At 36.3% G+C, this 22,306-nt stretch carries 19 protein-coding genes, 1 pseudogene and 1 other annotated feature; of the genes and pseudogenes, 6 read left to right on the top strand and 14 right to left on the bottom strand.

Annotation, left to right across the window (positions count from 1 at the left end):
- Positions 1–121 precede the first annotated feature (121 nt).
- Positions 122–883, top strand: coding sequence for a helix-turn-helix domain-containing protein (locus JCM15457_RS09320; protein WP_034989571.1), 762 nt, complete (start codon positions 122–124; stop codon positions 881–883).
- A 288-nt stretch (positions 884–1,171) separates the two neighbouring features.
- Here the strand turns inward: JCM15457_RS09320 and JCM15457_RS09315 are convergent, their stop codons facing one another.
- The 7 genes from JCM15457_RS09315 to JCM15457_RS09285 form a co-directional block, all read right to left on the bottom strand.
- The gene (locus tag JCM15457_RS09315) at positions 1,172–2,353 is read right to left on the bottom strand and encodes an ABC transporter permease (RefSeq protein WP_034989570.1); all 1,182 of its coding nucleotides are present in this window, start codon (positions 2,351–2,353) and stop codon (positions 1,172–1,174) included.
- On the bottom strand, positions 2,353–3,036 hold the full coding sequence (locus JCM15457_RS09310) for an ABC transporter ATP-binding protein (protein ID WP_034989672.1): 684 nt from the start codon (positions 3,034–3,036) through the stop codon (positions 2,353–2,355). The genes JCM15457_RS09315 and JCM15457_RS09310 overlap by 1 nt, the downstream gene beginning before the upstream one ends.
- Positions 3,029–4,075: an efflux RND transporter periplasmic adaptor subunit gene (locus JCM15457_RS09305; RefSeq protein ID WP_034989568.1), complete on the bottom strand. Its 1,047-nt coding sequence runs from the start codon at positions 4,073–4,075 to the stop codon at positions 3,029–3,031. The genes JCM15457_RS09310 and JCM15457_RS09305 overlap by 8 nt, the downstream gene beginning before the upstream one ends.
- A gap of 51 nt (positions 4,076–4,126) precedes the next feature.
- Positions 4,127–4,708, bottom strand: coding sequence for a hypothetical protein (locus JCM15457_RS09300; protein WP_034989566.1), 582 nt, complete (start codon positions 4,706–4,708; stop codon positions 4,127–4,129).
- A gap of 1,377 nt (positions 4,709–6,085) precedes the next feature.
- A complete protein-coding gene (locus JCM15457_RS09295) occupies positions 6,086–7,168 on the bottom strand; it encodes a CPBP family intramembrane glutamic endopeptidase (RefSeq protein ID WP_034989565.1) in 1,083 nt (360 codons plus the stop codon).
- A 516-nt stretch (positions 7,169–7,684) separates the two neighbouring features.
- Positions 7,685–8,872: a hypothetical protein gene (locus JCM15457_RS09290; protein ID WP_034989564.1), complete on the bottom strand. Its 1,188-nt coding sequence runs from the start codon at positions 8,870–8,872 to the stop codon at positions 7,685–7,687.
- Between the two features lie 172 nt (positions 8,873–9,044).
- Positions 9,045–9,350, bottom strand: coding sequence for a bacteriocin immunity family protein (locus JCM15457_RS09285; protein ID WP_034989563.1), 306 nt, complete (start codon positions 9,348–9,350; stop codon positions 9,045–9,047).
- Positions 9,351–9,559: 209 nt separating this feature from the next.
- Between JCM15457_RS09285 and JCM15457_RS09280 the strand changes: the two genes are divergently transcribed.
- Both JCM15457_RS09280 and JCM15457_RS09275 read left to right on the top strand, forming a co-directional pair.
- On the top strand, positions 9,560–10,054 hold the full coding sequence (locus JCM15457_RS09280; RefSeq protein WP_034989561.1) for a PH domain-containing protein: 495 nt from the start codon (positions 9,560–9,562) through the stop codon (positions 10,052–10,054).
- Positions 10,047–11,489: a PH domain-containing protein gene (locus JCM15457_RS09275; protein ID WP_034989559.1), complete on the top strand. Its 1,443-nt coding sequence runs from the start codon at positions 10,047–10,049 to the stop codon at positions 11,487–11,489. Before JCM15457_RS09280 ends, JCM15457_RS09275 begins: the two co-directional genes overlap by 8 nt.
- A 166-nt stretch (positions 11,490–11,655) precedes the next feature.
- On the opposite strand, the pseudogene JCM15457_RS09270 reads toward JCM15457_RS09275, so the two are convergent.
- The 3 genes and pseudogenes from JCM15457_RS09270 to JCM15457_RS09260 form a co-directional block, all read right to left on the bottom strand.
- A pseudogene (locus JCM15457_RS09270) lies at positions 11,656–12,088 on the bottom strand (universal stress protein).
- A gap of 21 nt (positions 12,089–12,109) precedes the next feature.
- On the bottom strand, positions 12,110–13,687 hold the full coding sequence (locus JCM15457_RS09265) for an Nramp family divalent metal transporter (protein WP_034989557.1): 1,578 nt from the start codon (positions 13,685–13,687) through the stop codon (positions 12,110–12,112).
- A gap of 481 nt (positions 13,688–14,168) precedes the next feature.
- On the bottom strand, positions 14,169–14,714 hold the full coding sequence (locus JCM15457_RS09260; RefSeq protein WP_034989554.1) for a hypothetical protein: 546 nt from the start codon (positions 14,712–14,714) through the stop codon (positions 14,169–14,171).
- A 523-nt stretch (positions 14,715–15,237) separates the two neighbouring features.
- Positions 15,238–15,481, top strand: a binding site (T-box leader).
- Between the two features lie 134 nt (positions 15,482–15,615).
- Between JCM15457_RS09260 and brnQ the strand changes: the two genes are divergently transcribed.
- The 3 genes from brnQ (at position 15,616) to JCM15457_RS09245 (ending at position 18,345) form a co-directional block, all read left to right on the top strand.
- A complete protein-coding gene (gene brnQ / locus JCM15457_RS09255; protein ID WP_034989553.1) occupies positions 15,616–16,992 on the top strand; it encodes a branched-chain amino acid transport system II carrier protein in 1,377 nt (458 codons plus the stop codon).
- A 353-nt stretch (positions 16,993–17,345) separates the two neighbouring features.
- On the top strand, positions 17,346–17,825 hold the full coding sequence (locus JCM15457_RS09250) for a MarR family winged helix-turn-helix transcriptional regulator (protein WP_034989552.1): 480 nt from the start codon (positions 17,346–17,348) through the stop codon (positions 17,823–17,825).
- Positions 17,818–18,345, top strand: a complete 528-nt coding sequence (locus JCM15457_RS09245; protein WP_034989551.1) for a flavodoxin domain-containing protein — start codon at positions 17,818–17,820, stop codon at positions 18,343–18,345. Before JCM15457_RS09250 ends, JCM15457_RS09245 begins: the two co-directional genes overlap by 8 nt.
- Positions 18,346–18,421: 76 nt before the next feature.
- On the opposite strand, the gene JCM15457_RS09240 is transcribed toward JCM15457_RS09245, so the two are convergent.
- From JCM15457_RS09240 to JCM15457_RS09225, 4 genes are all read right to left on the bottom strand, one after another.
- Complete coding sequence (locus JCM15457_RS09240) at positions 18,422–18,862, bottom strand: GNAT family N-acetyltransferase (protein ID WP_034989550.1); 441 nt, start codon at positions 18,860–18,862, stop codon at positions 18,422–18,424.
- A 179-nt stretch (positions 18,863–19,041) separates the two neighbouring features.
- Entirely contained in the window at positions 19,042–21,012 is a 1,971-nt protein-coding gene (locus JCM15457_RS09235) for a glycosyltransferase (protein WP_034989549.1), read from the bottom strand.
- A gap of 7 nt (positions 21,013–21,019) precedes the next feature.
- Positions 21,020–21,937 carry a hypothetical protein gene (locus JCM15457_RS09230; RefSeq protein WP_034989548.1) on the bottom strand — a complete coding sequence of 306 codons (918 nt, stop codon included), beginning with the start codon at positions 21,935–21,937 and terminating at the stop codon, positions 21,020–21,022.
- Positions 21,938–22,042: 105 nt separating this feature from the next.
- A partial coding sequence (locus tag JCM15457_RS09225; protein ID WP_034989547.1) for a hypothetical protein occupies positions 22,043–22,306 on the bottom strand: 264 nt, incomplete at its 5' end.

The following is a 22,306-nucleotide window of genomic DNA, read 5'->3' as shown; positions in this document are numbered from 1 at the left end:
TTATTATGGTAAAATTATCAGTAAACCAGTTAAAAGTCCACAGATTTCCATAATAACAATACTCGTATTGTTTTTTAAATAATATTTGTATACAATTTTAAAAAATTAAGGTGGAATTATAATGATAAATGGTAAAGCAATAAAAAACCAACGCAAAAAACTCCATATTTCGCAAAAAGAACTTGCAAAAAACATTACTACACAGGGTACGATCAGTGCACTTGAGAGAAATTCCACTACTCCCAGCAGCGAGATTCTAGCTAAGATCCTTGAGCGGCTTTCCCTTTCACTAGATGATGTTTTGGTTGCAAATGTTAAAACAAGTAACCAAAACATTTTAAACACTGCCGATAGACAATTTATGAGTTATCACTTTGAGGATGCACTTGCAACTCTTAAAAAAATAAAAAAAATTGCTGATCTAGATCAGCAAATGCATTTTACCTTCTTAAAGACAACTGCTACCATGTGGGTCAAAGAAAATTACGACGATGCAATTTTTGGATACAATAAAATTTTGCAGAAAAGCACAGACAACAGCAACATTCATTCCATTCTTGCAATTTGCGAATTAGGAGTTACTTATGATGTGAAAGGCGAACCTGATAAAAGTGCCTTTTACTTCGAACAATTACCAACTTTGCTCAAAAAAATCGATACAGACAAAAATATTTTTTGGTATCTTATGCTTTTAGACAATCTTAGCAAATACTACTCGAACATCAAAAAATATCGAGAATGTTTAGCCGTGTTGAATAAAGCAATTGCATTTGCTCAAAAACACAATACACCTCTTTTCATAGATTCATTTTATTTTCTCTATGCACTACTCTTCGAGAACAACACGGGGCTTGGAACAAAGGGGCACTCTCCTATCTTTTGAAGGCTTGGTCTTTCGCAGATTTTCTAGAAGATAAACTAGTTCTTTCTAAAGCTCAGGAACACCTAGAAAAACAAGGTATCCTGTGAAATACTGTAAAAAAGGGCAGGGTCAAATTTTTTTGACCCTGCCCCATCTATTTATTACATATAAACGTGTTCCCTAAATCAAAGTTCTCTGTCTAATCCGAATTACGCATAGTAAAACTCGCTACGTTCGTAATCTGCGGTTAATGTTCAGAACCTAACGACTATTGACATGCTTTTCTCTAATCTCTCAATTAATAAATAATCAACGCAAAATATCTATCAAATTCTTATTAGCCGCTTGCTTGGCTGGTAACAGTCCAAAAACTATTCCAACTAAGGACGAAACACCAAAAGCCAACAAAAAAGAACTAACCGTCACGATTGCCTTGAATGGTAAGGCAAGTGAAATCAATGCAGCTGTTCCCCAACCAATCAAAAAACCAAGCAACCCGCCAAAAACTGTCAGCATGATCGCTTCAAGTAAAAACTGCAGCATAATTGAACGTGCAGATGCACCAACTGCTAAACGGATCCCGATTTCTTGTGTCCTTTCAGAAACTGAAATGTACATCATATTCATGACTCCTATCCCCGCGATAAAGAGTGAAATACCCGCAATGGCACTGATAAAATATGTCAAAGAGCTAATTACCTTTGAGATTCCGCTAAGCAATGAGCCCATATCAGTATATTCATAACTACCTGTTTTTCGACTAGAACCATTTTTCTTAAGAAAAGAAACAATTTTCTTCGAGGCAGCCGATACTTTAACACCTTTATTGAAAGTCAGCTTAATTATGCTTCCGTTCTGCGCAGATGTTGAGTATAGATATGTCCTTTGCGGTAGCAAAAAATCCACATTGTAATCATCAGTCGGTTTAGTAAATATCCCCACAACCTTATATGTATCATCTCCAACTGTCAATGCTGAATCCAATGCATTTTCCTCTGTCCCATACTCTTTGATTGCCAGTTGCTTGTTCAACAATGCAACTTGATTATTGATTACGTTATCACTTTTAGCTATATTGCGTCCGACGTCAATATCATAGTGCTGATTTCCACCCTTGACCAGTGAAAGTGTGGCTGTACGGGTTTCATTTCCCAGGAAAACTGTGTTATTGATATTTTTAGTATCACGTTTGAATTTGACACTTGAAAGTGTTGCGCTAAAATTATTTTTAATCTGTGTCAGATCGTCTTCAGTGAAGCCTTGACTTGCAGCATTGCTGTCATTGGGATAGTAATTAATTTCAGTCGTTTGCTTTCCTGAGTTGGTCGCCTGCAACTCTTTCAGAATCTTTGCCTTAACTCCATTCCCTAGAGCAATAATAGTTATCACAGCAGCAATTCCGATCACAATCCCAATCATCGTTAAGAAACTGCGTTTAGGATTTACTCTCAATGATTGCCATGAGGTTTTTAGCAGTTCTATAAAAAGCATTAGACACCCACCTTCTCATCTGACAAAATCCGGCCATCTAGGATGTGAACAATTCTCTCACTTTGAAGAGCAACCTTTTCATCATGTGTTACCATGATAATCGTCGTTTTATTTTTTTGATTCAATTCTTTGAATAATGTCATTATTTCACGTGATGTTTGACTATCAAGTGCTCCTGTTGGTTCATCAGCAATCAAAAATTTCGGATTTGTCACTATTGCCCGCGCGATTGAAACTCGTTGCTGCTGCCCGCCGGATAGATTCTTTGGCTTTTTTTCACCGGCGTTCGATAACCCAACTGCTGCAAGAACTTCTCTCACTCGACTTTTTATAGCCTGCCTTTTCTCACCAGCATACAAAAGTGGTAAACCAACATTATCACCTACAGAGAGAGTGTTGATCAGCTTAAAATTTTGGAAAACAAACCCAACGTTCTGATTGCGCAATTTAGAAAATTGTGCACGCGTATACTCATGGATAGGATGTTTATAATAAAAATACTTGCCCTCAAATTCATCATCCAAAAAACCAATAATATTGATTAAAGTTGATTTTCCAGAGCCAGATTGGCCCATGATCGAAACAAATTCTCCTTCTGCAATGGACAGATTAATATCATGAAGTACATGGAAAGAGGACTCGCCTTGCCCATAAAACTTATTGACATTCTTGATATCAATCATTGACATCGATCCTTTCTCCTTGTTTCAGCGTACTATCTGGATTGACAACAATCCTTTGTCCCGTCTTAACTCCTGAATTCACGATATAATAACCATTTTGAATGTGTCCGTCGACTTTTTGTTTGGTCACGCGCTTATTATGCACTAAGTAAATTTGTCCACTTATGACACTTTCCTTTGGAACACGTACTTGTGAAGTTGGCACCGTTATCTTGACAGTTTGCCCATCTAAAAACTTAGCATTTAAGGGCGCCTCAAACTGGTACTTCGCATTGTTAGCCTTGCTGTCTGCAGCTGGAACTTTAGCAAGATATGAGATCGTTACATTAGCCTTTTGACCAGTTGCTGTTGCTGTAACATTGATATTCTGCCCGACTTTTATTTTGTCGTAGTCATATTCAGATACTTCCCCACTAACATTTAAGTCATGGCTGACTAAAGTGATTTCAGCTTCGCCCGTTTTGCTGTAATCCAACTGTACTATTCCCGCGTAGGGGGCTGTTAGAACGTTGTCAACCTTTGTATTAGCCCGTTGCAATTTATTTTGTGTTTCCGTCTGGTCTGCTTGCGCATCAGCTAAAGAGTTCAGTGCCTCTGTTTGTTGTTTTTGCAGATCTGAATATCCTTCGTCTTCAGCTGTCAATTTTTGCAATTGGCTTTTAATTAAATTGGCCTCTTGCTGAGCCTGCGTCACTGCTCTCTTCGCTTTATTGGCCTGTTCTTGCAGCGAAGTTACCGTTTCTTGTTCGTCAGAGTCATGCGTTGTCAATAATTGCTGCCCTTCAGTAACGGAATCGCCATTTTTAACAGATACAACTTGTACTTTCCCTTGTGGATTCGTTAATAATTGTGATTTCTGTGCCTGAACACTACCACTCAGTGCTAAGTCAGCAGCTTTTGTTACACGATAAAGCGAATATTTTTCTGTTTTTGTTCTGGCAGCACTGCTTTGCTGTTTTTTTAATATGTACACTGCACCCAACAATATTACCAAGCAGAGAAGTACACTTGAACCAATAATTACATTTTTCTTTTTCATAGCAGTTACAATCTCCCCTTTTTCATCTAAAACTAGTTCAGCATGGTTTGGCTATCCGACAAAACCTAGTCCATATTCGATTACCAACCAGATACCCACGAATATGGGGAACAATCTTTTTTTGTTTGTAAAACGTGCTACTAAGTAACTTACAAAAATAATTTCAGCAAGCGTAAAGGGATCAAGCAGGTTGTAAAGCGCTGCTAACGGTTTTACTTCCGCTCCTGCAAAAGCTTGAACACTAGTATAACCCTTCTCACTAAAACCAAAAAGCAGTGTGCAGATTGCTGTAAAGATAGTGCCTAACACACTGGGGACACTTCCAATTAGGCCCATTTTATAAAGTTCCCCGTTACTGATCTCTAAATTAAAAATAAGCTTAAAAATAAAAAATAAGACAAACAGAGCTAATACTGAAAGTAAGAAGCCAATAACAGCACCCATTGCAACAAATGCCCCCATAACAACATGATTTACTGGAACATCATGTAGACTGGTTTTTAATCCCATCACAAACCCTGAAATTGCAAACAAAACAGCTAATTCAAAAAAAGCTGGCCACTGTTTCTTATCAGAACGCAAAAAAGCAAATAATTCATCAACCTTACCAAAAATAACATCTATAATTATCAAAGATTTTCCCCCTAAAAAATTACGACAGCAATCAAGGTTGTATAATTAACATTCAAAAATACATTTTAATATTTATATACAATTCAAAAACGATTACTGTTCTGTTTATCGTACTTACATAATCGTAACGTAACATATAGGATAGATAAATGTCCAGTTACGTTTTTATCAATATATAATTTAAATAAAATTTATTTATACACAAGAACTATCTTTATACTCACAATTAGTTTGATTAATCTGATTGAAGAAAAAATAGTTTTTACTTCAGCAAAGATTATCAATAAACAACTTATCTGAAGACTACCAATTACAAAGAACTTATCAGCACTATAAAAGTTTTACAAAAAGTCACCAAAAATCTATCTATAGACGGATTTAAAGAGTAATAAAATAATTCGTTGTGAGAAAATAACTCAACTTGTTGATAATAAAGATTTAGCAAATATGGGTAGTATCAATGAATAATTCAAAAAAGCGCGAAAAAGAAACCGCCAAAACCCTATCCAACTTTTACACAGTCTTTTTCAGCTTAAAGAAAGTATCCGAAATAAAGAAAATAATTCAGTTACTGGCAATATAATTTTTAATGATTTAGAATCAAAAATTTCTTTGAAACAACTTGAACTTCTATACTTGATTGGCAACCAAATAACATCAGTACTCAACTAGCTCCGCATTTAAATATCAGTAAGCCGGTCGTAATTAGGTTAACTAAAAAAATAGTTGACCAAAAATTTATTATTACATGTAAGAATATTCCGAGTTGACCATAGAAAACCTTCCTTAGTATTTCATGAGATTCAAGTTATAGACTAGTTTGTAATACTTTAATTATTAGTTGATAGCAGCAACCCTATTTTTAATTCTTAAAATAACCTTATCTACGCCAGGAATGGTTGTTGTTCTATGAAAAACCATGCTTAACTTTCCTGTAATACCAAAAGAGCCTCTCTTGTATTTAATGTCTTTGTTGAACTCATTTTGATGTATTCTCTTATAAACTTCAGCTGTATAGTGAAATTATTCTTTGCTATCAAAAATAAACTAAAATCAGCCAATAGTTTTAGCTATGTTTTCAACTAGTCAGCTTTTAAATCTGTAAATAGTATTTTTAAATTTACAACCATAAAACCAGCTAGAGATTAGGTAAGTCTAATCTCTAGCTGGTTTTATGGTTTAGGTAATAAACTATCAATAAAGCCTACAAGTACTGTCTACTAAACCTTTTTACTCACCATCCCTAGATATTATTAAAAAAAATATTTTCATGCTTTCTCATTATCCAAAAACTACTTGCAACAAAAAGTGCAGCCACAATAAAAGAAATAGCTAATCCACTTAACCCAGCAACACTCATATTGCCTTCGCCCGTAATTATTTCTTGTAAAAGATCCCATAGCAATGAATGCCAATAACAAATATCAACTTACGTGTCAGAATATACAAAACAGCAAACATAAATCCAAGACCTACAGCATCGATAGTTGAAGATACAACACTTGTTACCTCTACACCAGCCAATATATTGACTAAATGTATAAGTCCAAAAACAACTGATGAAATAATTATAGAACTTATTATGTTATACTTAAAATTCTTTAAAGAATTGATCCCAATACTCAATATTAGTCCCCGGAAAATTAATTCCTCCCCGATTCCAGACCTGAGTGCAAAAACAAGCTCCTCGGTGGATGGTGCCTGCCATGTAGGAAAAGGATGTTGCCAAATAGCTGAATCAATACAAAAGGCACTGGTAAACAGAATAAGTAAAACTACGGCAGTTTTAATCGTAACTGTCTTTTTTCTACTAAGTAATTGTGGTAGAGGTAATGCTTGATTAGACAAGCTGATGTAGACAAATGGGGCCACAATAAATAAAGTAGACAGCAAAGACAAAAGTTCCCCTGAATCAGTCAAGTCGCCGAACAGACTCATCGTAGAGCTGACAGAGTGCATGAGATATATAACATAAACAACGGTTATTTCAATGGTTATCACCAGTAGTTGTCCCATATTTTTCACCTCTGGAATAACAACAGTAAATAAAAAAGGTAGTAGAATTAGCAATGAAACTGTAAAGGAACCTATAAGTCCCCACGAACTGAGGTGACCCGTTGCAGTTGTGAAATGGAAAAAATTTCCCACATTTTTAAAAACATTAAAATAGTTTTCTGTAGGAATTGGAAATAAGTTAAAGAAAACCACAATTTGAAGAGGATAATTAACAATATTCAACCAATTATGCTTGAACTTTCTTGTTAATAGGGGTAAAAACTTGGCGTCAAGAAAATTAAACTTAAAACCAAATAAAACTATAATAATGGTATATATAATTGTGTTGAATCCAAAATTATGAAAATCTCGAAAAGACCAGTTTAGCAGCAATAGTGCAGTAATAATTACTAAATATGATAATTGAAACTTCATTCTTACGTGACGAAAAAAAGCAAAATTCATTCTTATTAACTCCTATTTCTCAAATAGTTTTGTTTCTACGATCACATGTTGTCAATTTTTAAAACCAAATAGACTAAAAAGTAACTATCACCACATCCATACTGTATCTTTCTTGTGCATTACCTGATTTTCAACAACATATCTCCTAATGATTCTTACCAGTGCTTTTTTCAACCGAAAAATCTATGGGAACATAGATGATGTTTAAAAAAATTACTAAAAAAAGCATACCAACTAGCTACTTAAATGCACAAAAAGTCCATGCTTCAAGCAGTCTTAAAAACTGAGTAATAATTATTATCATTTAATTTTTAGTAAATAGCTATGATAAACTATATAATTATCTAATATTAAAATTCTGCTAAAATGATACTGTCAATTGTTCTTTAAGGCAACCGTCAAAATTAAGTCAAAAGTAGGTTATCATACTTTTGATCTCATAAGTATGATAACCTACTTTCATTTTTGACCGTACCTTCATAAAAAAACTTGCAGTTAATCTAGCCTTCCGTAAACTTAGTTGCTTCCACTTTCCTCATCACTTATGGTAACTCTGCCATCTTCAAGACCGACGACAGGGATATTGCTGGTAATTTGTCCAGCATCTGGATTAGTCAGATATTTAATGCTACTGCTCATACCGACGATCGGTGGACCGGCTTTAACTGTGATTGTCGAAGCTGCTTCACCTGTTTTTTTCTGATCCAGCTGTTCAAAAATAGTAATATCATCTTTCGGCAAATCATTCGCTGCCACCAATGAACTCGTTTTTTGATAAGTAGTGGTTTGTCCTTGACCGATCCGAATCAATTTGTTTTCATTAACAAACATATAAAGATAACCAAGACTATCACCACTAGCAACAGACTTCTGTGTTAGCTGATAGCCGGCTCTAGCCGCATTAGTTTTTTGCGAAGCGTAAGTCGTGTTTTGGTTTAATGACATTAGTGAATAGGAGCTCAAGCCCTGAATTGCTGAACGTTCATAACTATCATAGCGGTGCTGGTATAGATAACCATCTTTTACCATAATTTTTCCAGTATCATTAGCACTAGTAGTAGTTTCAGGTGCAATCCATGTCCCATTTAGTTTAGCCGGTACAATTTGCCCAGTTGCTTTTTTAGTTCGCGTATCGGTAAATGATTGACCGCGGTCAACAGTAATAGTTTGCTCATTATCTGTATATTGGGGATTGATTGCGTATAGATGGTACCCCTTTGCGACAAAAGCCTGATTCAAAGGCATGTTGTTACTTTTTGTTTCCAAAAAAACTAAATCTGACAGTTTATCGATTTTAATATCCGCTCCCAGCTTTTTAAGCACCATATTAATCTGTGCAATCGTCATCCAGTGGACGTTGTTCTGTTCACTTCTAACCACACTTTTTTGAGTGTCATGCTGCCATTTTTTTAATGGGACCTGCTTATAGTTGATAGGGTATGTTATAAACTGGTTTTTCGATGTTGTCCAATTTGAAATATCACCAATTTTTGAAACCACAGATGTTGATAGCTCATTAGAAACCCCATTATTGGGGGTCTGCTTAGATGTAACCTTTTTGGCGAAAGTCCATGTTTTTGAGTTTGATTTCAAAACATTGTGCGTTGTAGTTTTAATAGTATTATCTGTTTTCTGTTTTTGGGCACTACACCCAGTCAAGATAACTATTGCTAAAAATATGCTAAAAATATTCACCTTATGCATACGAAACTGCTCCATTCTTTGTTTGATTCACTTATTTCACTGTCAAAAAATAAGAGTTCTCAGTTCTAAGGCTGACCCTATATACTTAATTCAAAAACGTCAAAAGGGGTCAGCGAAAACTATAGCCCACCGCAATAGGCATAATTTTTGCCTCTAACTAAAGCAAAACACTCTAATTCAAATAACTATTTTGAGATAAACTAGAGCCCCGATTAGTACCAAACGGTGCAATTTCATTCAAAATAGATTCCAATACATGATAAAAATCCGATGCTGTAGGAGTCAAACCATTCTTCATCGCTTCCCGTTGGAGACTAATGCTGAATTTGTTAACAACTGCAACAGTGTACTTTCCCCTTTCCAGATCCTTCTTTGCCATCATTCCTATTTTTCTCTCACGCTCCGAAATAGCCGTGTCAAGTATAAAATCATACATTTTACTTAATATCTCTTCGTCTTCTATTTTTTTCTTAAACATTATTCTCGCTCCTTCTGCAATTTCTTATTATTAGCATATCAAACGCAGACCTTATTCCCAAAAGAGGAGATGGCTGCATAAAAAACTGCTCCCATGCATCATCTGGCTAGATCCTCCATTCCTAATCTCAAAAACAGCGTGAACTTGTCAGAAACAACTTTGTTTGATATCCTAAAAAAAAAGTTGATAGAAAGTTGATATATTAATCCATGAATAATACATACCCGCTATTGCGTAATCTGCTGCCATCAAATCTAAAAATGGTCTGGTTTTTACGTACAATTATTACTTTTGGTCTTTCACTATTTATTGCAGGAATAGTTTGGTTCGCATGTTTTAAGTTTTGGAATCCCCACTGGCTGCCGCTTGTTGGCTATATTATTTTATTTTTAATCGCACTGGAGTTCATAGGTGCCATTTTGCTGATTCCATATCGCTATGCTTTTCATCGCTATGAGATAAACAGTGAAGAGTTAGCATTTCAAAAGGGTTTCTTCTTCCGGCAGACTGTTTTTGTGCCTATTATTCGTATACAACATGTTGAAACCCAACAAGGCCCTCTTCTTCGGCAGCAACATCTCATGTCACTAGTAGTTTATACCGCAGCGACTGAGCATCGAATTGCTGGGCTGAGCGTTGCCGAGGCTACAAAGCTGCGCAATCAGATTCTGCATCTGGTCAAGGTGGTGCGCGAAGATGTCTAAAATGCAACATTTCAGTTGGTTAATGCTGCTGCAACGAACAGTTCATAATCTACGTTCTTGGATCTTCCTTCTAATACTAGTCATTTTCAAAAATATTTCAAATATTAAACTGCTCGTGCTGAGTGTATCTATTTTTACTTTATTAGCTATTAGTGAGGCTTTTTATCGATGGTTATCCTATCGTTTCTCGCTAGACGAGAAAGGCTTGCTGGTTCATTATGGTTTTATTTTCAAACATCAGCTAGACATCCCTTATGAACGAATTCAAGCAGTCCATCGAGAAGTCTGGTTTCTGTTCAAACCTTTTAATGTCGCGAAGTTAACTATTGAAACAGCTGGGAGTAGTTCCGGCAAAAATGACGTTGTACTGGAAGCTGTTCCTGAAGCGATTTATAGAGAGCTTGAAAAAGGACGCACTTACGGAGCCCAGATGGCTGCAGAAAAAGAAGCTCCGCCACTCCCTCTTTATCAGGTCTCATTAAATGATCTGCTGGTTTTCACTTTTACAAACGTTAACTTTATTTCGATGTTGTTAGCCGCATGCGGCATTTATAGCGAAGTTGGCAACCTTGCAGCTAAAAAGTGGTTAGAAACACAGGTTAGTGAGATTATTGCTGGTGGAGTGTTGATGATTGCAATCCTAGTATTGTTTGTTTTGATAGCATCTTTCCTCATTGTGTTAGTTGGAAACCTTCTCCGTTATTTCCATTTCTTTGTGTGGCGCACACATGAACATTTGGTAATAGAAAGGGGCCTTTTCACCAGACGGCGAGTTAGTATTCCCGTTTACAGAATACAGGCACTACAACTACGCCAGTCGCTACTGCGCAGTCTTTTAGGCCTGCAGGCCGTTGAGGTGATTCTAGCCGCTGGGCAGAATTCCAACCAAAAAGAAGACGTTAAAGACGACACCTTCTACCTGCTGCCAATTATTCGTGATAAAGAGGTCTGGCAGGTACTGCAAACGTTACTACCCGAGTGGAAAGTTGCAGCGGCCGCCGCTGGTACAGAAAAATCACATTGGTTCTTATTTACTCGTTTTCGACTACTCGCTCTAATGGTCTTTTGTCCCACTTTGATTTACTTTTTTAATTTTTGGTGGAGTCTCGCATTAGCATGTATCATGCTATTCTTCATATCTATTTCTCTTTGGAGCGCACATATTCAAACAGTTGCACTTGATAACGCCCTGCTACATACCGTTACAGTCGCTGGTATCTCTAGAGTGGAAACATTATGTCCGCTTAACAAAATCCAAGCACTAAAAATAAAGACCAGCTACTACTTAGAGCAACACCAGTTAGGACACTTTGTATGCCTAGTCAAAGCTGGACGAGCAAGCCGTCATATCAACTTAAGATATCTTGCTTTATCAAACTGTTTTAGTTTAAAGAAAGAGGTATTAGAGAAACATTCTATTATGAAAGAGAATTAATATCTGCTGCTCCGACATCCCATTATTATAGTATTTAATACCATAATTTCATGGTTAAACGAATAATTTTGGCTTATAAAGCACGTTTATACGGAATAAAAAGAGGGTCTGTGCCAAAAGTTAACTTTTGCACAGACCCTTCTATTCACATCAAAGTACTTGTTATTTAACGAATAACTAGAACCGAGGTTGGTGAATACTTCGCCATATAGCAGCCTGGCTACCAAAATGTCTCCGTAATCCTCTTTTTGATTCAGAACCAATAATCAATAAATCTGGATTCACTTTAGGAATAATATCCTTCACTATAGTTTCACCAGCATCGCCTTCTCCAATAATGGTCCGTACACTGGCAACACCAGCATCAATGGCCTTTTCACGGTAGTCAAGAATATGCTTCTCAAGGTCACCGCGTTTGCGTGAATGTAATCTTTATCCATCGCTTGATAAACACTTAATTCATCACTTTCTAAAACAGAAGCAATTATTAGTTCTGCCTCCTCTTCCTTAGCCCTTTTAATAGCATAATCAAAGGCTAGTAAAGCATCAGCTGAATCATCAACACCAACCAGTATTTTATCAATCTTTTTTTCGCTCATCGTTGTCCCCCCTTAACACAATTAATCATTAGCACGTGCATTATGCAGTTCTTTAAGACGTTTGTCACCACGATATAAATCAACCATAGTCCAAACTAGTAAAGCTATGATGCAGACAATTAAAACATATGCGATATTATCGGCTAAAGCAAGCTGTGCCTTTGTAGCATTGTCTCCGAAGAATGCTTCAATTGATCCAGGAAGTCCCTTCATGTTCAAATATGTCAATGCAATAACAGAGATCCAACCCAAGACCTTGACCCAAAGGGCATTCTTGAAACGCCCATGCATTTCCACGTCACTATTAGTCAACATTAACAATGGCAGCATTGAGAAAGGCAAGGCAAAGGCAAGGAAAACTTGTGAGTTATTCATTAAGGTATTAATGGCCTCATGTTGTTTAATTGGACTTTCGTTACTTGTCATAGAAACACAAATTAAAACTGGAATTACAGAAATTAATCTGGTTACTAAACGACGTGCCCAAAGAGGCATTTTCATATGGACAAAACCTTCCATAATAACTTGCCCTGTCAACGTACCAGTAATAGTTGAATTTTGACCTGAGGCTAACAAAGCAACCGCAAACAAGATAGACAAAATTCCTGATTTAGCAACAGCTATTAATACTCCATTGCTTAAAGCTGAAGAATCAGATAAAGCTTGGAACAGTCCAAAGAATGATGGATCTTTAACAGCACCGGACTTGAAGACTGCAACCCCCATAATCAACAACAGTGAATTAACAACAAAAGCTATTGACAACTGAATGTTTGAATCCCATGTTGAAAATCTAACTGTTCTTGCTACATCTTCTTCATCATCATGATCAATTTTTCTGGTTTGTGAAACAGCTGAATGCAAGTATAAATTATGAGGCATAACTGTGGCACCAATAATTCCTAATGCACCGGAAATTGGAGTCATTCCACCAACACTTGGTGAACTAGCAAATGTTTCACCTGTAGGTATGAATCCTTTAAGTACGCCACCCCAATCTGGACTAGAAAGAGCAACTTGATAAAGAAATACGACTAAAATAACTAAAATCAAACAAACGACAATTGCTTCAATTTTACGAAAACCTATTTTAGTTAACAAAAGCAATAACAAGACATCAAAAACTGTTAGAAAAACTGCAATTACTAATGGAATATGGAATAAGAGATATAACGCAATCGCAGCTCCTATTACTTCTGCAATATCGGTTGCCATAATCGCAAGCTCAGTTAAAATCCATAAAATAATTCCTAACGCTTTGCCTGTTCTTGCTCTGGTAGCTTGTGCTAAATCCATTTGACTTACAATCCCCAGTTTAGCAGCCATGTATTGTAACAGCATAGCAATTAAACTCGACATTAAAATTACGGAAATTAACATATATTGGAAATTTTGACCACCAGTAATTGAAGTTGACCAGTTTCCTGGATCCATGTAACCAACCGCTACTAAAGCTCCTGGACCAGAATACATAAATAATGTTTTCATAAATCCTTTTCCTTTAGGAACCTCCACCGTACCATTGATTTCCTCAAGTGAGGGACCATTGGCATATTCAATTAAATGATGCTTGCGAGGACTGCCCGCTTTTTTACCCATTAATACAACCACCCTTCATAAATTTTGAACCGTACATATTATACAATAGATTCACACAATATAAAATAAAAATTAGGGCTGCCAAATTAAATAAGTGTAATTATGAAAGAATATTTCAACAAAGCTGCTTAAATATTCTCTTCTTGCCTTTATAAATAAAAAAATATGATAACGATAAATGTATAAATACGTTAACTTTAAGATTAGAAGCAGCAAAAAGCAAAAAGAGCTAATCTGCTTGCGCACTTAAAGTACACATGATAGCAGTGTGACCATAGTTGGTAGCAATGAAGAAGACGCCTATTGGAGCACGTCACTTAGTTACTTGCCAAATTGCAGGAGAAAATTGGTGCAACATATCACTTTTACCTCAGATTTCAAGCAGAGTGTATGAAAACGTAAAAAAAGTCACCCATTCCTACACTGATAATTGGAACACATCTCTCTCATAAATATGCGCTAATTATCAATGTAGGAACTGTCACTCTAACTCTTGATGAACCTCGAACATCGGTATATCTCTTTTCAGCACTTTTTTAAGCCATCGCATTATCGCATCCTGACTTTCGACGTTTTCTAGAGTAAAACTCCTCTTCAGACACACTTTTTGCTGTTCTCCTTTTTCGGTAGAAGGGAAGATCCTTACTTCGGTTAGGTAGTTCTCATGTTGAAAATCAGTTCCTAATTCACAATACACATTAAGAATATTGTATTTTTGGCCAAACAACTTTTCATTTTGACCTACTTCAATTTGCAGCGACACCTCTATTTCTGCATTTATAATTTTTACTTCTCCGTATCTTTCCTTTAATTTTTCTGTTACCCAAATTATTCTTCTTTTTCTGAAACAAAGATCATCTTTAGCGATGCTTCTTGACCAAGAATCACTTTCACAAGTGGGGACTACTTTATTTCCCGTACTCCCTACAAAAATATCACACAAAAATTCTGTACCTCTGTCTAAGACCGGAACTATTACTATTTTTTGTAAGAATTTCTTCTTTTCAAAAACATAAGTATAAATCATAACATTACTCCTTAATAATCAAAATCAAATATATTTTTCACTTACCCATCTTATCTAGTATTAGCTTAGTAACGAAATTTTTTCCAGTTTTTTTTACTCTTAAATGTTTTTACGTCTTTAGCTTAATTAGCAATTAAATACTCTCAATTTACCTTCTTAATTTACAAACTTAACGCTACCATTAACACCACATCACTTCCTCAAGCAAAATATTTTCCTTCTTTTCCAGACATCATTGCGAATAAACTGTCCCCAAACTAGTAATCAAATTAAGCTGCCTAGAAAACTAGCGCCACCGTCCAAAACCATGATCTGATAGCTCAGTATATCACCTACCTCGTTACTTGTTAGATAAAACCATTAGGTAGGCAGATATTAAGAAAACTTGTGTTCTTAGTTATCAAATTTGCCAAAAGAATAATAATTCATTTATTTGTATATAAAAAGGCCTTCTCGCCTACTAATTCAGTAATTGACAAACAATCACTTTGATAGTATATTAATTTGGAAATTAAAAATATTCGAAAACGCTATGAGAAAGTTAAGTACCTTCTGTATCCATAAAGCGAGCTTTGTTTGGTGAGAGAAAGCATGGAGATGAATGAGAAAATCCCTTTTGAGCGATGTACTGAAATCTTAGTAATGTACACTGGTAGCACCCTTTATCGTGCTGGCGTATCGCCGCTTTTTTGGGGCCGTACGTGAGAGGTAACCGTATTCCTATGGTTACAATTAAGGTGGTACCGTGCTATCAAAGCACCCTTAGACTGTTATAACAACAGACTAAGGGTGCTTTTTTCATGGCATTTTATTTTAAGGAGATGGTTAATTTGAAAAACGAAAGTGACATTAGTCAGATTAAAAACTTTTACGACACTAAAAACAGAGGAGTAGATAGAGAATGAATCAAGATTTGAACCAAAAACCTTTAAGTAAAAAAGATTATTTTGTCGTCAGTTCAATGTTATTTGCATTGTTTTTTGGAGCAGGAAACTTAATTTTCCCACTGCATTTGGGTCAAATGGCTGGAGCTCATTGGTTTTTAGCCATGTTGGGATTTCTAGTAACTGCGGTTGCCTTACCGCTACTTTCAGTTTTAGCCATTAGCGTTACCAAATCTGAAGGCGTGTATGACATTGGCAAGCCGTTAGGACCCGTGTTTGCTCTGACCTTCATGGTTTTGATTCATGCAACGATTGGTCCTTTATTCGGTACGCCCCGGACAGCCACTGTTCCTTTCACCGTTGGGGTCCAACCACTGTTACCTGAGTCTTGGGCTCGTCCTGGACTATTGCTGTTCTCGGCATTATTTTTTGTTTTTGCTTTTTTGATTGCCTACCAGGAATCTAATATTTTAAACAGTCTAGGCAAAATCTTAAACCCGCTTTTTCTATTGCTGCTCTTTAGTATCTTCTTGCTGGCCTTCACCAGTCCAATGGGAAAAGCAGCAGCACAACCTGCTATAACTGAATATCATCATGCAGCCTTTTTCAATGGGTTTTTGCAAGGATACAACACAATGGATGCCCTAGCTGGTCTAGCGTTCGGAGTAACAGTTGTCACAGCTGTACGGCAATTAGGTAAAACCACCCCTAGCAGTAATGCTAAAGTCACTGCTAAAGCTGGTCTTTTTGCCACCGCAGCCATTGGTATCTTGTATGTTGGTCTCATCTGGTTGGGCGCAACGACTCTAGCCCACTTTAAACTATCAGCAGATGGTGGAGTTGCATTCAATCAAATCGTCACTTTTTATATGGGTGGCATCGGTCACGCACTGTTAGCCACATTAATGACTTTAACTTGTTTAACCACTGCGGTTGGACTGGTAGCAGCTTTTGCACAGGATTTTCATAAACATTTTCCCAAAATCAGCTACCATGTTTGGTTATCTTTGATGTGTTTTGCTTCATTCGTTACCGCAAACTTTGGATTAGATACTATCATTGAGTGGTCAACACCAATGTTGATGTTCCTTTATCCTTTTGCTATGGTCCTAATTCTTCTTTCAGTTTGCTCACCACTATTCGACCGTGACCCAGTAGTATATGGTTTAGTCGTTGGTTTTACCACAATTCCGGCTTTATTGGACATGGTTACGGCTTTTCCACCAGTGGTCAGTCAGAGCGGTCTTGGAAAAGCTTTAACAGCATTTCAGCAAAGTGTTCTCCCCTTTTCAGGAATTGGTATGGATTGGGTAGTACCTGCTTTGGTTGGTGCTGTTCTTGGATTGGGTTATCATTTTCTGCATCCGGTTTTCAGTCGGGCATATCAAAACTAAAACTTATTGAACATAGACTAAAATAAAACACTCGCAATGCTCCTGTTGCATCCCCAAGTTATCTTTTGCTCTAATTGGGGCTGCTACAAAATTGCGAGTGTTTTTATTCTTTTAATATATTGATCTACTAGCACCTAACAGAATTAGCAACAAGAACAGCAATTCCTTTGCTTATTACAATAGAAACTAATAAATATTCAATCGCGTATTTTCCCGGCGATCATTTCTATTCAAACAATAATGGCAATTTTTTTACTACCTACAGTTTTCATTCAGTAACAAAGCACCTATTTACATTATAGTAACTAGTTACTATAATGTAATATAATGCTAATCGTCAATGGAGGTATATTATGCACATCAAACAGATGATCTCAAAATTTAAAGGCTCAAACACTGATGAAATTCGAGGAATCTTTGCCAGCATATTCATTCTGCAAAATCGACTGCAAATAATTTTCGATAACAACAGTGAAATGCTGACACTTAAACAATTCATGTTGTTAACGATGATTAAACATACAGATAAGAACACTACTCTTACTCACCTAGGGAAGCTACTCGGTTCATCTCGGCAAAATATAAAGAAACTTGCTATTTCACTTGAAAAAAAGGGCTTTATCACTATTAAACAAGAGGTTGGCAACAAAAGAAACACAGCTTTAGCGTTAACTGAAAAGGCCAAAAAATATAGTACTGCTGTCGCTGAGTTGCATACTGCTAAACTGAACGAGATTTTCAGTGATTACACGCAAGAGGAAATCCATCTCTTCTACAAAATGATAACAAAACTGTACACTGGGGTAGAAAGGCAGGAGAACCGATTTGAATAAAATTATTGTTTATGCTTCGCGCTACGGCACAAGTAAACATTATGCTTTTAAAATAGCTGAACAAAAGAAATATCCTATCTGTTCGCTAGACGAGTTCGTGGACCATAAAAAACAATATAATGAACTTATATTCATAGCACCTGTTTACATGGGCAAGGTTTGGGGGTTAGATAAACTAATTCGTAGATTGGATCATGACGACCAGGTAGAACTCACGCTACTTACAGTAGGAATCTATAACCCAAAACGTGGAGCAAATCATTCAAAAATCCAAAAAAAGATAAACAAAATATCAAAAAAAGAACCATTTAAGCTGCAGTCACTTTATCATTTGCGTGGACAATTGAAATTAAATAAACTATCAATCACTCATAAGCTACTCATCAAAGCACTTTATAAGAATGCCAAAAAACAAAAACCACAAGCCTTAAGTAAAGATGAAAGGGACATTATTAAAGCTTATGAGCACTCAAAACAAGCTGATGATACTGAATTCAGCGAAATTTTGGCAAGAATATAGTAAAATGCAAGCATAATGATAGAAAAACACTAGATTCTTACTGTAAAACCACTGTTCAGCAAAATAACTCCAAAGATCAACTCAGGTTCTTACTTAACGTAGTGCAGCTAACACCATCTTCCTTATAGACAGTTCCAGTTCGCACATAACCAAGTTTTTCATAAAAACCTGCTGCTGTCAGCTCGGAGTGGATTAAAATTTTTTTAAAGCCACTCACCACTGCTACTCTCTCTAACCCTTTGATAACTTTACTCCCCAACTGTTTTCCCCTATAATTCTTCAGCGTTGCCACACGTGTAATACGTGCAGCGTTTTTGGTTAATGGCAGGAACCGTGCCGTTGCTACTGGCACTGTTCCATCAAATAAGACACTATAGATGGTTTCTTCCTTATCATTTTGATCAAATTCATCTCTTATATCCAATTTTCTTTCCAAAACAAAAACATTCATCCGAATATAGCAGCTAGCGGCCCTCAAGTAATCGGCGCTACCAACTTCAAGTCTTAATTTATCCATCTTATCCTCCTGCACATATACTTACTATGACTAATAAGCAAATCTTTAAATTAAGCATATTATGATATTAAAATAGCTTTTTATCAATAAAGCGACTACTATTCATTGGTACAAGAATCATTAAAATGTATACCTAACATCTACCTTCATAACCTTTTTGAAAATCTGCACCCAACAGCTTAAAACTCAGATACTTCTTCCGGTTGCATAAAAGTTTTTATAAATTCATTCAATCCACTGCTACTAATCCTTTTAGCATCGCCCTCCCCTTTATTATCTGCTGCTTTTTGCAGATCACTATTCCAACCATGCCAATAAATTGTATTCTCTTTTACTATTTTATGTGTTATTTCTTTCAGTTCAGCCTCCAGAGTTGCTGTACTAATAGCATAACTTGTGTACATATAATACAAATCAATTGCAAAGTTATTTAAGTCTGCACTCACTTGTTCAGGAAACCGCTGCTTTGCCTCTTTAAACCAATAATAGTTTTCCTTGCAATACTCGATTAGGAATTCTCGTTGCTTAAGCTCGATTTTTTTATGGATCAACGAATTAGGATTCAAACAATGCGTGTATATTTTACGCTCTGAAAAAACTGTTCTACGCGCAACTCTGAAAGCCAACCCGCAGAAAAAAGTATCTTCGTAATAACTATGGATCTTTGGATGAAAATCAATTGCGTAACTTCGCAGGAAATCTATCCGAAACCAGCTCGGGTAAACTGCACCAAAATTGTAGTTCCACTCAGCCAAAACTCTTTTTCCATCATTATCAAGCTGTTCATTAACATACTTAGCCATGATTATTTGTGCAGCAGGTTCTCTTTGAACCTCTAATTGCATCAAATAAAGACTATCCACAGTATGCAATTGATCATCAGCATCGCAAAACATCACATATTTTCCTTGAGCCGCCTTCAAACCGCTTGATCGTGCTGGCCCAGGTCCAGATCTTTCCGATTGATTAATCCAATGAATATCAAGTTTAGGAAAATATTTCTGTAATTCAGCAGCTTCAGTTATAGGTCCGCCATCATTAACTATCATTACTTCTAGTCTTTGAAGATCGAAATTTATCTGAAAGTCGATTGAAGACATTAAGTTGTATAACTCATTTAAGCGAGTTCCACCAAAGGGAACAACTATTGTCAAGTCTTTTTCTATCTTAGGCACTTTAGTTGACCAAATATTATCTGATAGCCCTCTTAGCTGTTTTGTCCAAAATTCTGTAAATCCCTGTTCGTTTTCCTGCGGATAATTCTTTTTGAGCAATTGTACGGCGTAACTCAAGTTGATATCAGCTATATTTTCAGTTAAATAGAGCTTTACTTCTCTTAAAAATTTATTTTTAATCTCTTTTAAGGGTGGGTGTAAGACATAAAAATTGTAAATATTTGTTAAACCATTATTAATATCAAAAAAAAGTCTCTGCGGAGCCCTCCTGCTTATTTCCTGGGCCCAAAACCGATTCTCACGGACATACTGATCTAAACAAGCTTTGTTATAATCCGTCATAGATCGTACGATCGATCCTGAATGATATAGCCATGTATAAGTAGGTGAATCCAAATAATAAATATCATCGGCAAAGGTTATTATTAAATCTAGAAAAAACGTATCTTCATAAGCTCTTTTTAATTCTGGATGCCAACAAAATTTGTGTTCCCGTATATACTGCACATTTATCCATTTGCCATAAGCAGCCGACGGATTAAATTCACGTACCGTATAGCTATTTTCCCCTTTTTCATCTGACTGATGTTCTTCAATGTATCTTGAAAAGATTACTTGATGATCGCCCGTGTTCTTTATAAGATTTACAAACTTCCATAATGCATTGACGGTATTCAAAACATCGTCCGCATCCATATAGGCCAAGTACTTGGAATGGGTTCTCTCTAAACCATACTGCCTAGCGTATCCTGGCCCATGAGCATTTTTATAATATATATATTCGATGTCCAAGTTATTAAAATGTTTAAAAAAACTAGTTTTGAGCTGGTAGCCTCCGTCTCCAATAATCATAATATTTACAGTTGAAAAATCGATACCTACTTGATTGTTGATAGATGAAAGCAACTTAAAAATTCCAAGTTCGTTTTCACTATGCTGGGGAATTATAATCGTCAGCAACTTTTGAAGTCTCATTATTAGTTCACCTCGATCCGTTTGCGATTTTTTCATAAGGCAAGTTTGCGCCGATATTCTGATTTCTAAGCTCCGTATCCAATAATTCTTTGTAATTTTTGAAAGAGTACATCAACTTTAGCAACTCACCAATTTCCTGCAAACATTCATCATTTTCGGTCTGCCCTTGTACAACTAAAATCCCCCAGGCTCTAACTATCGACCATGTTAAATCTCGTAGAAAAATTTCAGTTCTTATGTTGTGATCTCTAATATATTTCAAAAAACTACGACGATAAGCAACAAACTCCCTAAATGAATCCTTTTGCTCAGATCGGCTGCTTAAATAATAATTGTTTAAATCGATCCACAACGGATGCTTGCAAAACTCAACAACTCGGCTGGTGAAGTCCTCCAATAAATATTTCTCCAAATTTTCATTAAAGACAAGTTCTCCTTGTACTAAAAGACTCATTTGAAAGTATTTGGCAAAGGGAGTGTTTAAGAAATCCGCTCTTCCGAAGTCTCTTACCCCATCCTTGTCGTCGATTGGATAAAGATACTTGAAAATAAGAACATCGATAACTTGCTCTTCATTATCAATAGCGTTAAAAAAGTCAAGCAACGATCCATCCGCAAATAGCAAATCACGAGAATCCATCAAAGTCACCCAACCAGTTGTTATTTTCCCTAACGCTTTATTCAATAGTTGCGCCTTGTTTAATGAAACGTCTATCACAAAGTTGATGTTAAGATCATCGAATAATGGTGCGGTTTCAGTTAAAAGAGTAATTTCTCGATGAGATGCAATTATAATTTGCAACTTATCACGTTTGCTAAATCCAATTTGATTATTGATTGATGCTAGCGCTTTGAATAGCTGCTCATTACAATGACTCGCATCGTAAAGTAAAATAGTCAAATTCCTTGCCAGTTCTTTCGCCATAGCTATTTCCACCTTAATTAATTAGTTGTAATTAAACAATAAGCGGTATTCAAGCCGTTATAATTAGCTCAAATACCACCTTCTTGTTTCTTCCTATGAACCTAATTAGAACTTACGATGTTTGCTGAATTTTGATATTCCAAACAAACTGCCTAATGCAACAAGCAGTGCTCCTACAAGCGTCACACGTTCTGATGCTGTCGCAGTTTCACCAGTTTGAGGCAATTTTTCACTAGTACTCTTTACCCCATTTCCTTTACCAGTGCCATCCCCATTGTCAGAGCCCTTATACTTCAGCGCCACTGTCATACCCTTTTCAGACCTAGTTGTACTGCCCGTGGTTGAACCAGTCGTACTCCCTGTTGTCGA

Source organism: Liquorilactobacillus sucicola DSM 21376 = JCM 15457 (assembly GCF_000612445.1).
GTDB classification, from domain to species: domain Bacteria; phylum Bacillota; class Bacilli; order Lactobacillales; family Lactobacillaceae; genus Liquorilactobacillus; species Liquorilactobacillus sucicola.
Note: the sequence above shows the minus strand (reverse complement) of the source record. Positions and strands in the feature narration are given on the sequence as shown.

Coding starts and splice junctions, on each gene's coding strand:
- JCM15457_RS09320 (WP_034989571.1), top strand. CDS start 122: ATGATAAATGGTAAAGCAATAAAAAACCAACGCAAAAAACTCCATATT.
- JCM15457_RS09315 (WP_034989570.1), bottom strand. CDS start 2,353: ATGCTTTTTATAGAACTGCTAAAAACCTCATGGCAATCATTGAGAGTA.
- JCM15457_RS09310 (WP_034989672.1), bottom strand. CDS start 3,036: ATGATTGATATCAAGAATGTCAATAAGTTTTATGGGCAAGGCGAGTCC.
- JCM15457_RS09305 (WP_034989568.1), bottom strand. CDS start 4,075: ATGAAAAAGAAAAATGTAATTATTGGTTCAAGTGTACTTCTCTGCTTG.
- JCM15457_RS09295 (WP_034989565.1), bottom strand. CDS start 7,168: ATGAATTTTGCTTTTTTTCGTCACGTAAGAATGAAGTTTCAATTATCA.
- JCM15457_RS09290 (WP_034989564.1), bottom strand. CDS start 8,872: ATGCATAAGGTGAATATTTTTAGCATATTTTTAGCAATAGTTATCTTG.
- JCM15457_RS09285 (WP_034989563.1), bottom strand. CDS start 9,350: ATGTTTAAGAAAAAAATAGAAGACGAAGAGATATTAAGTAAAATGTAT.
- JCM15457_RS09280 (WP_034989561.1), top strand. CDS start 9,560: ATGAATAATACATACCCGCTATTGCGTAATCTGCTGCCATCAAATCTA.
- JCM15457_RS09275 (WP_034989559.1), top strand. CDS start 10,047: ATGTCTAAAATGCAACATTTCAGTTGGTTAATGCTGCTGCAACGAACA.
- JCM15457_RS09265 (WP_034989557.1), bottom strand. CDS start 13,687: ATGGGTAAAAAAGCGGGCAGTCCTCGCAAGCATCATTTAATTGAATAT.
- JCM15457_RS09260 (WP_034989554.1), bottom strand. CDS start 14,714: ATGATTTATACTTATGTTTTTGAAAAGAAGAAATTCTTACAAAAAATA.
- brnQ (WP_034989553.1), top strand. CDS start 15,616: ATGAATCAAGATTTGAACCAAAAACCTTTAAGTAAAAAAGATTATTTT.
- JCM15457_RS09250 (WP_034989552.1), top strand. CDS start 17,346: ATGCACATCAAACAGATGATCTCAAAATTTAAAGGCTCAAACACTGAT.
- JCM15457_RS09240 (WP_034989550.1), bottom strand. CDS start 18,862: ATGGATAAATTAAGACTTGAAGTTGGTAGCGCCGATTACTTGAGGGCC.
- JCM15457_RS09235 (WP_034989549.1), bottom strand. CDS start 21,012: ATGAGACTTCAAAAGTTGCTGACGATTATAATTCCCCAGCATAGTGAA.
- JCM15457_RS09230 (WP_034989548.1), bottom strand. CDS start 21,937: ATGGCGAAAGAACTGGCAAGGAATTTGACTATTTTACTTTACGATGCG.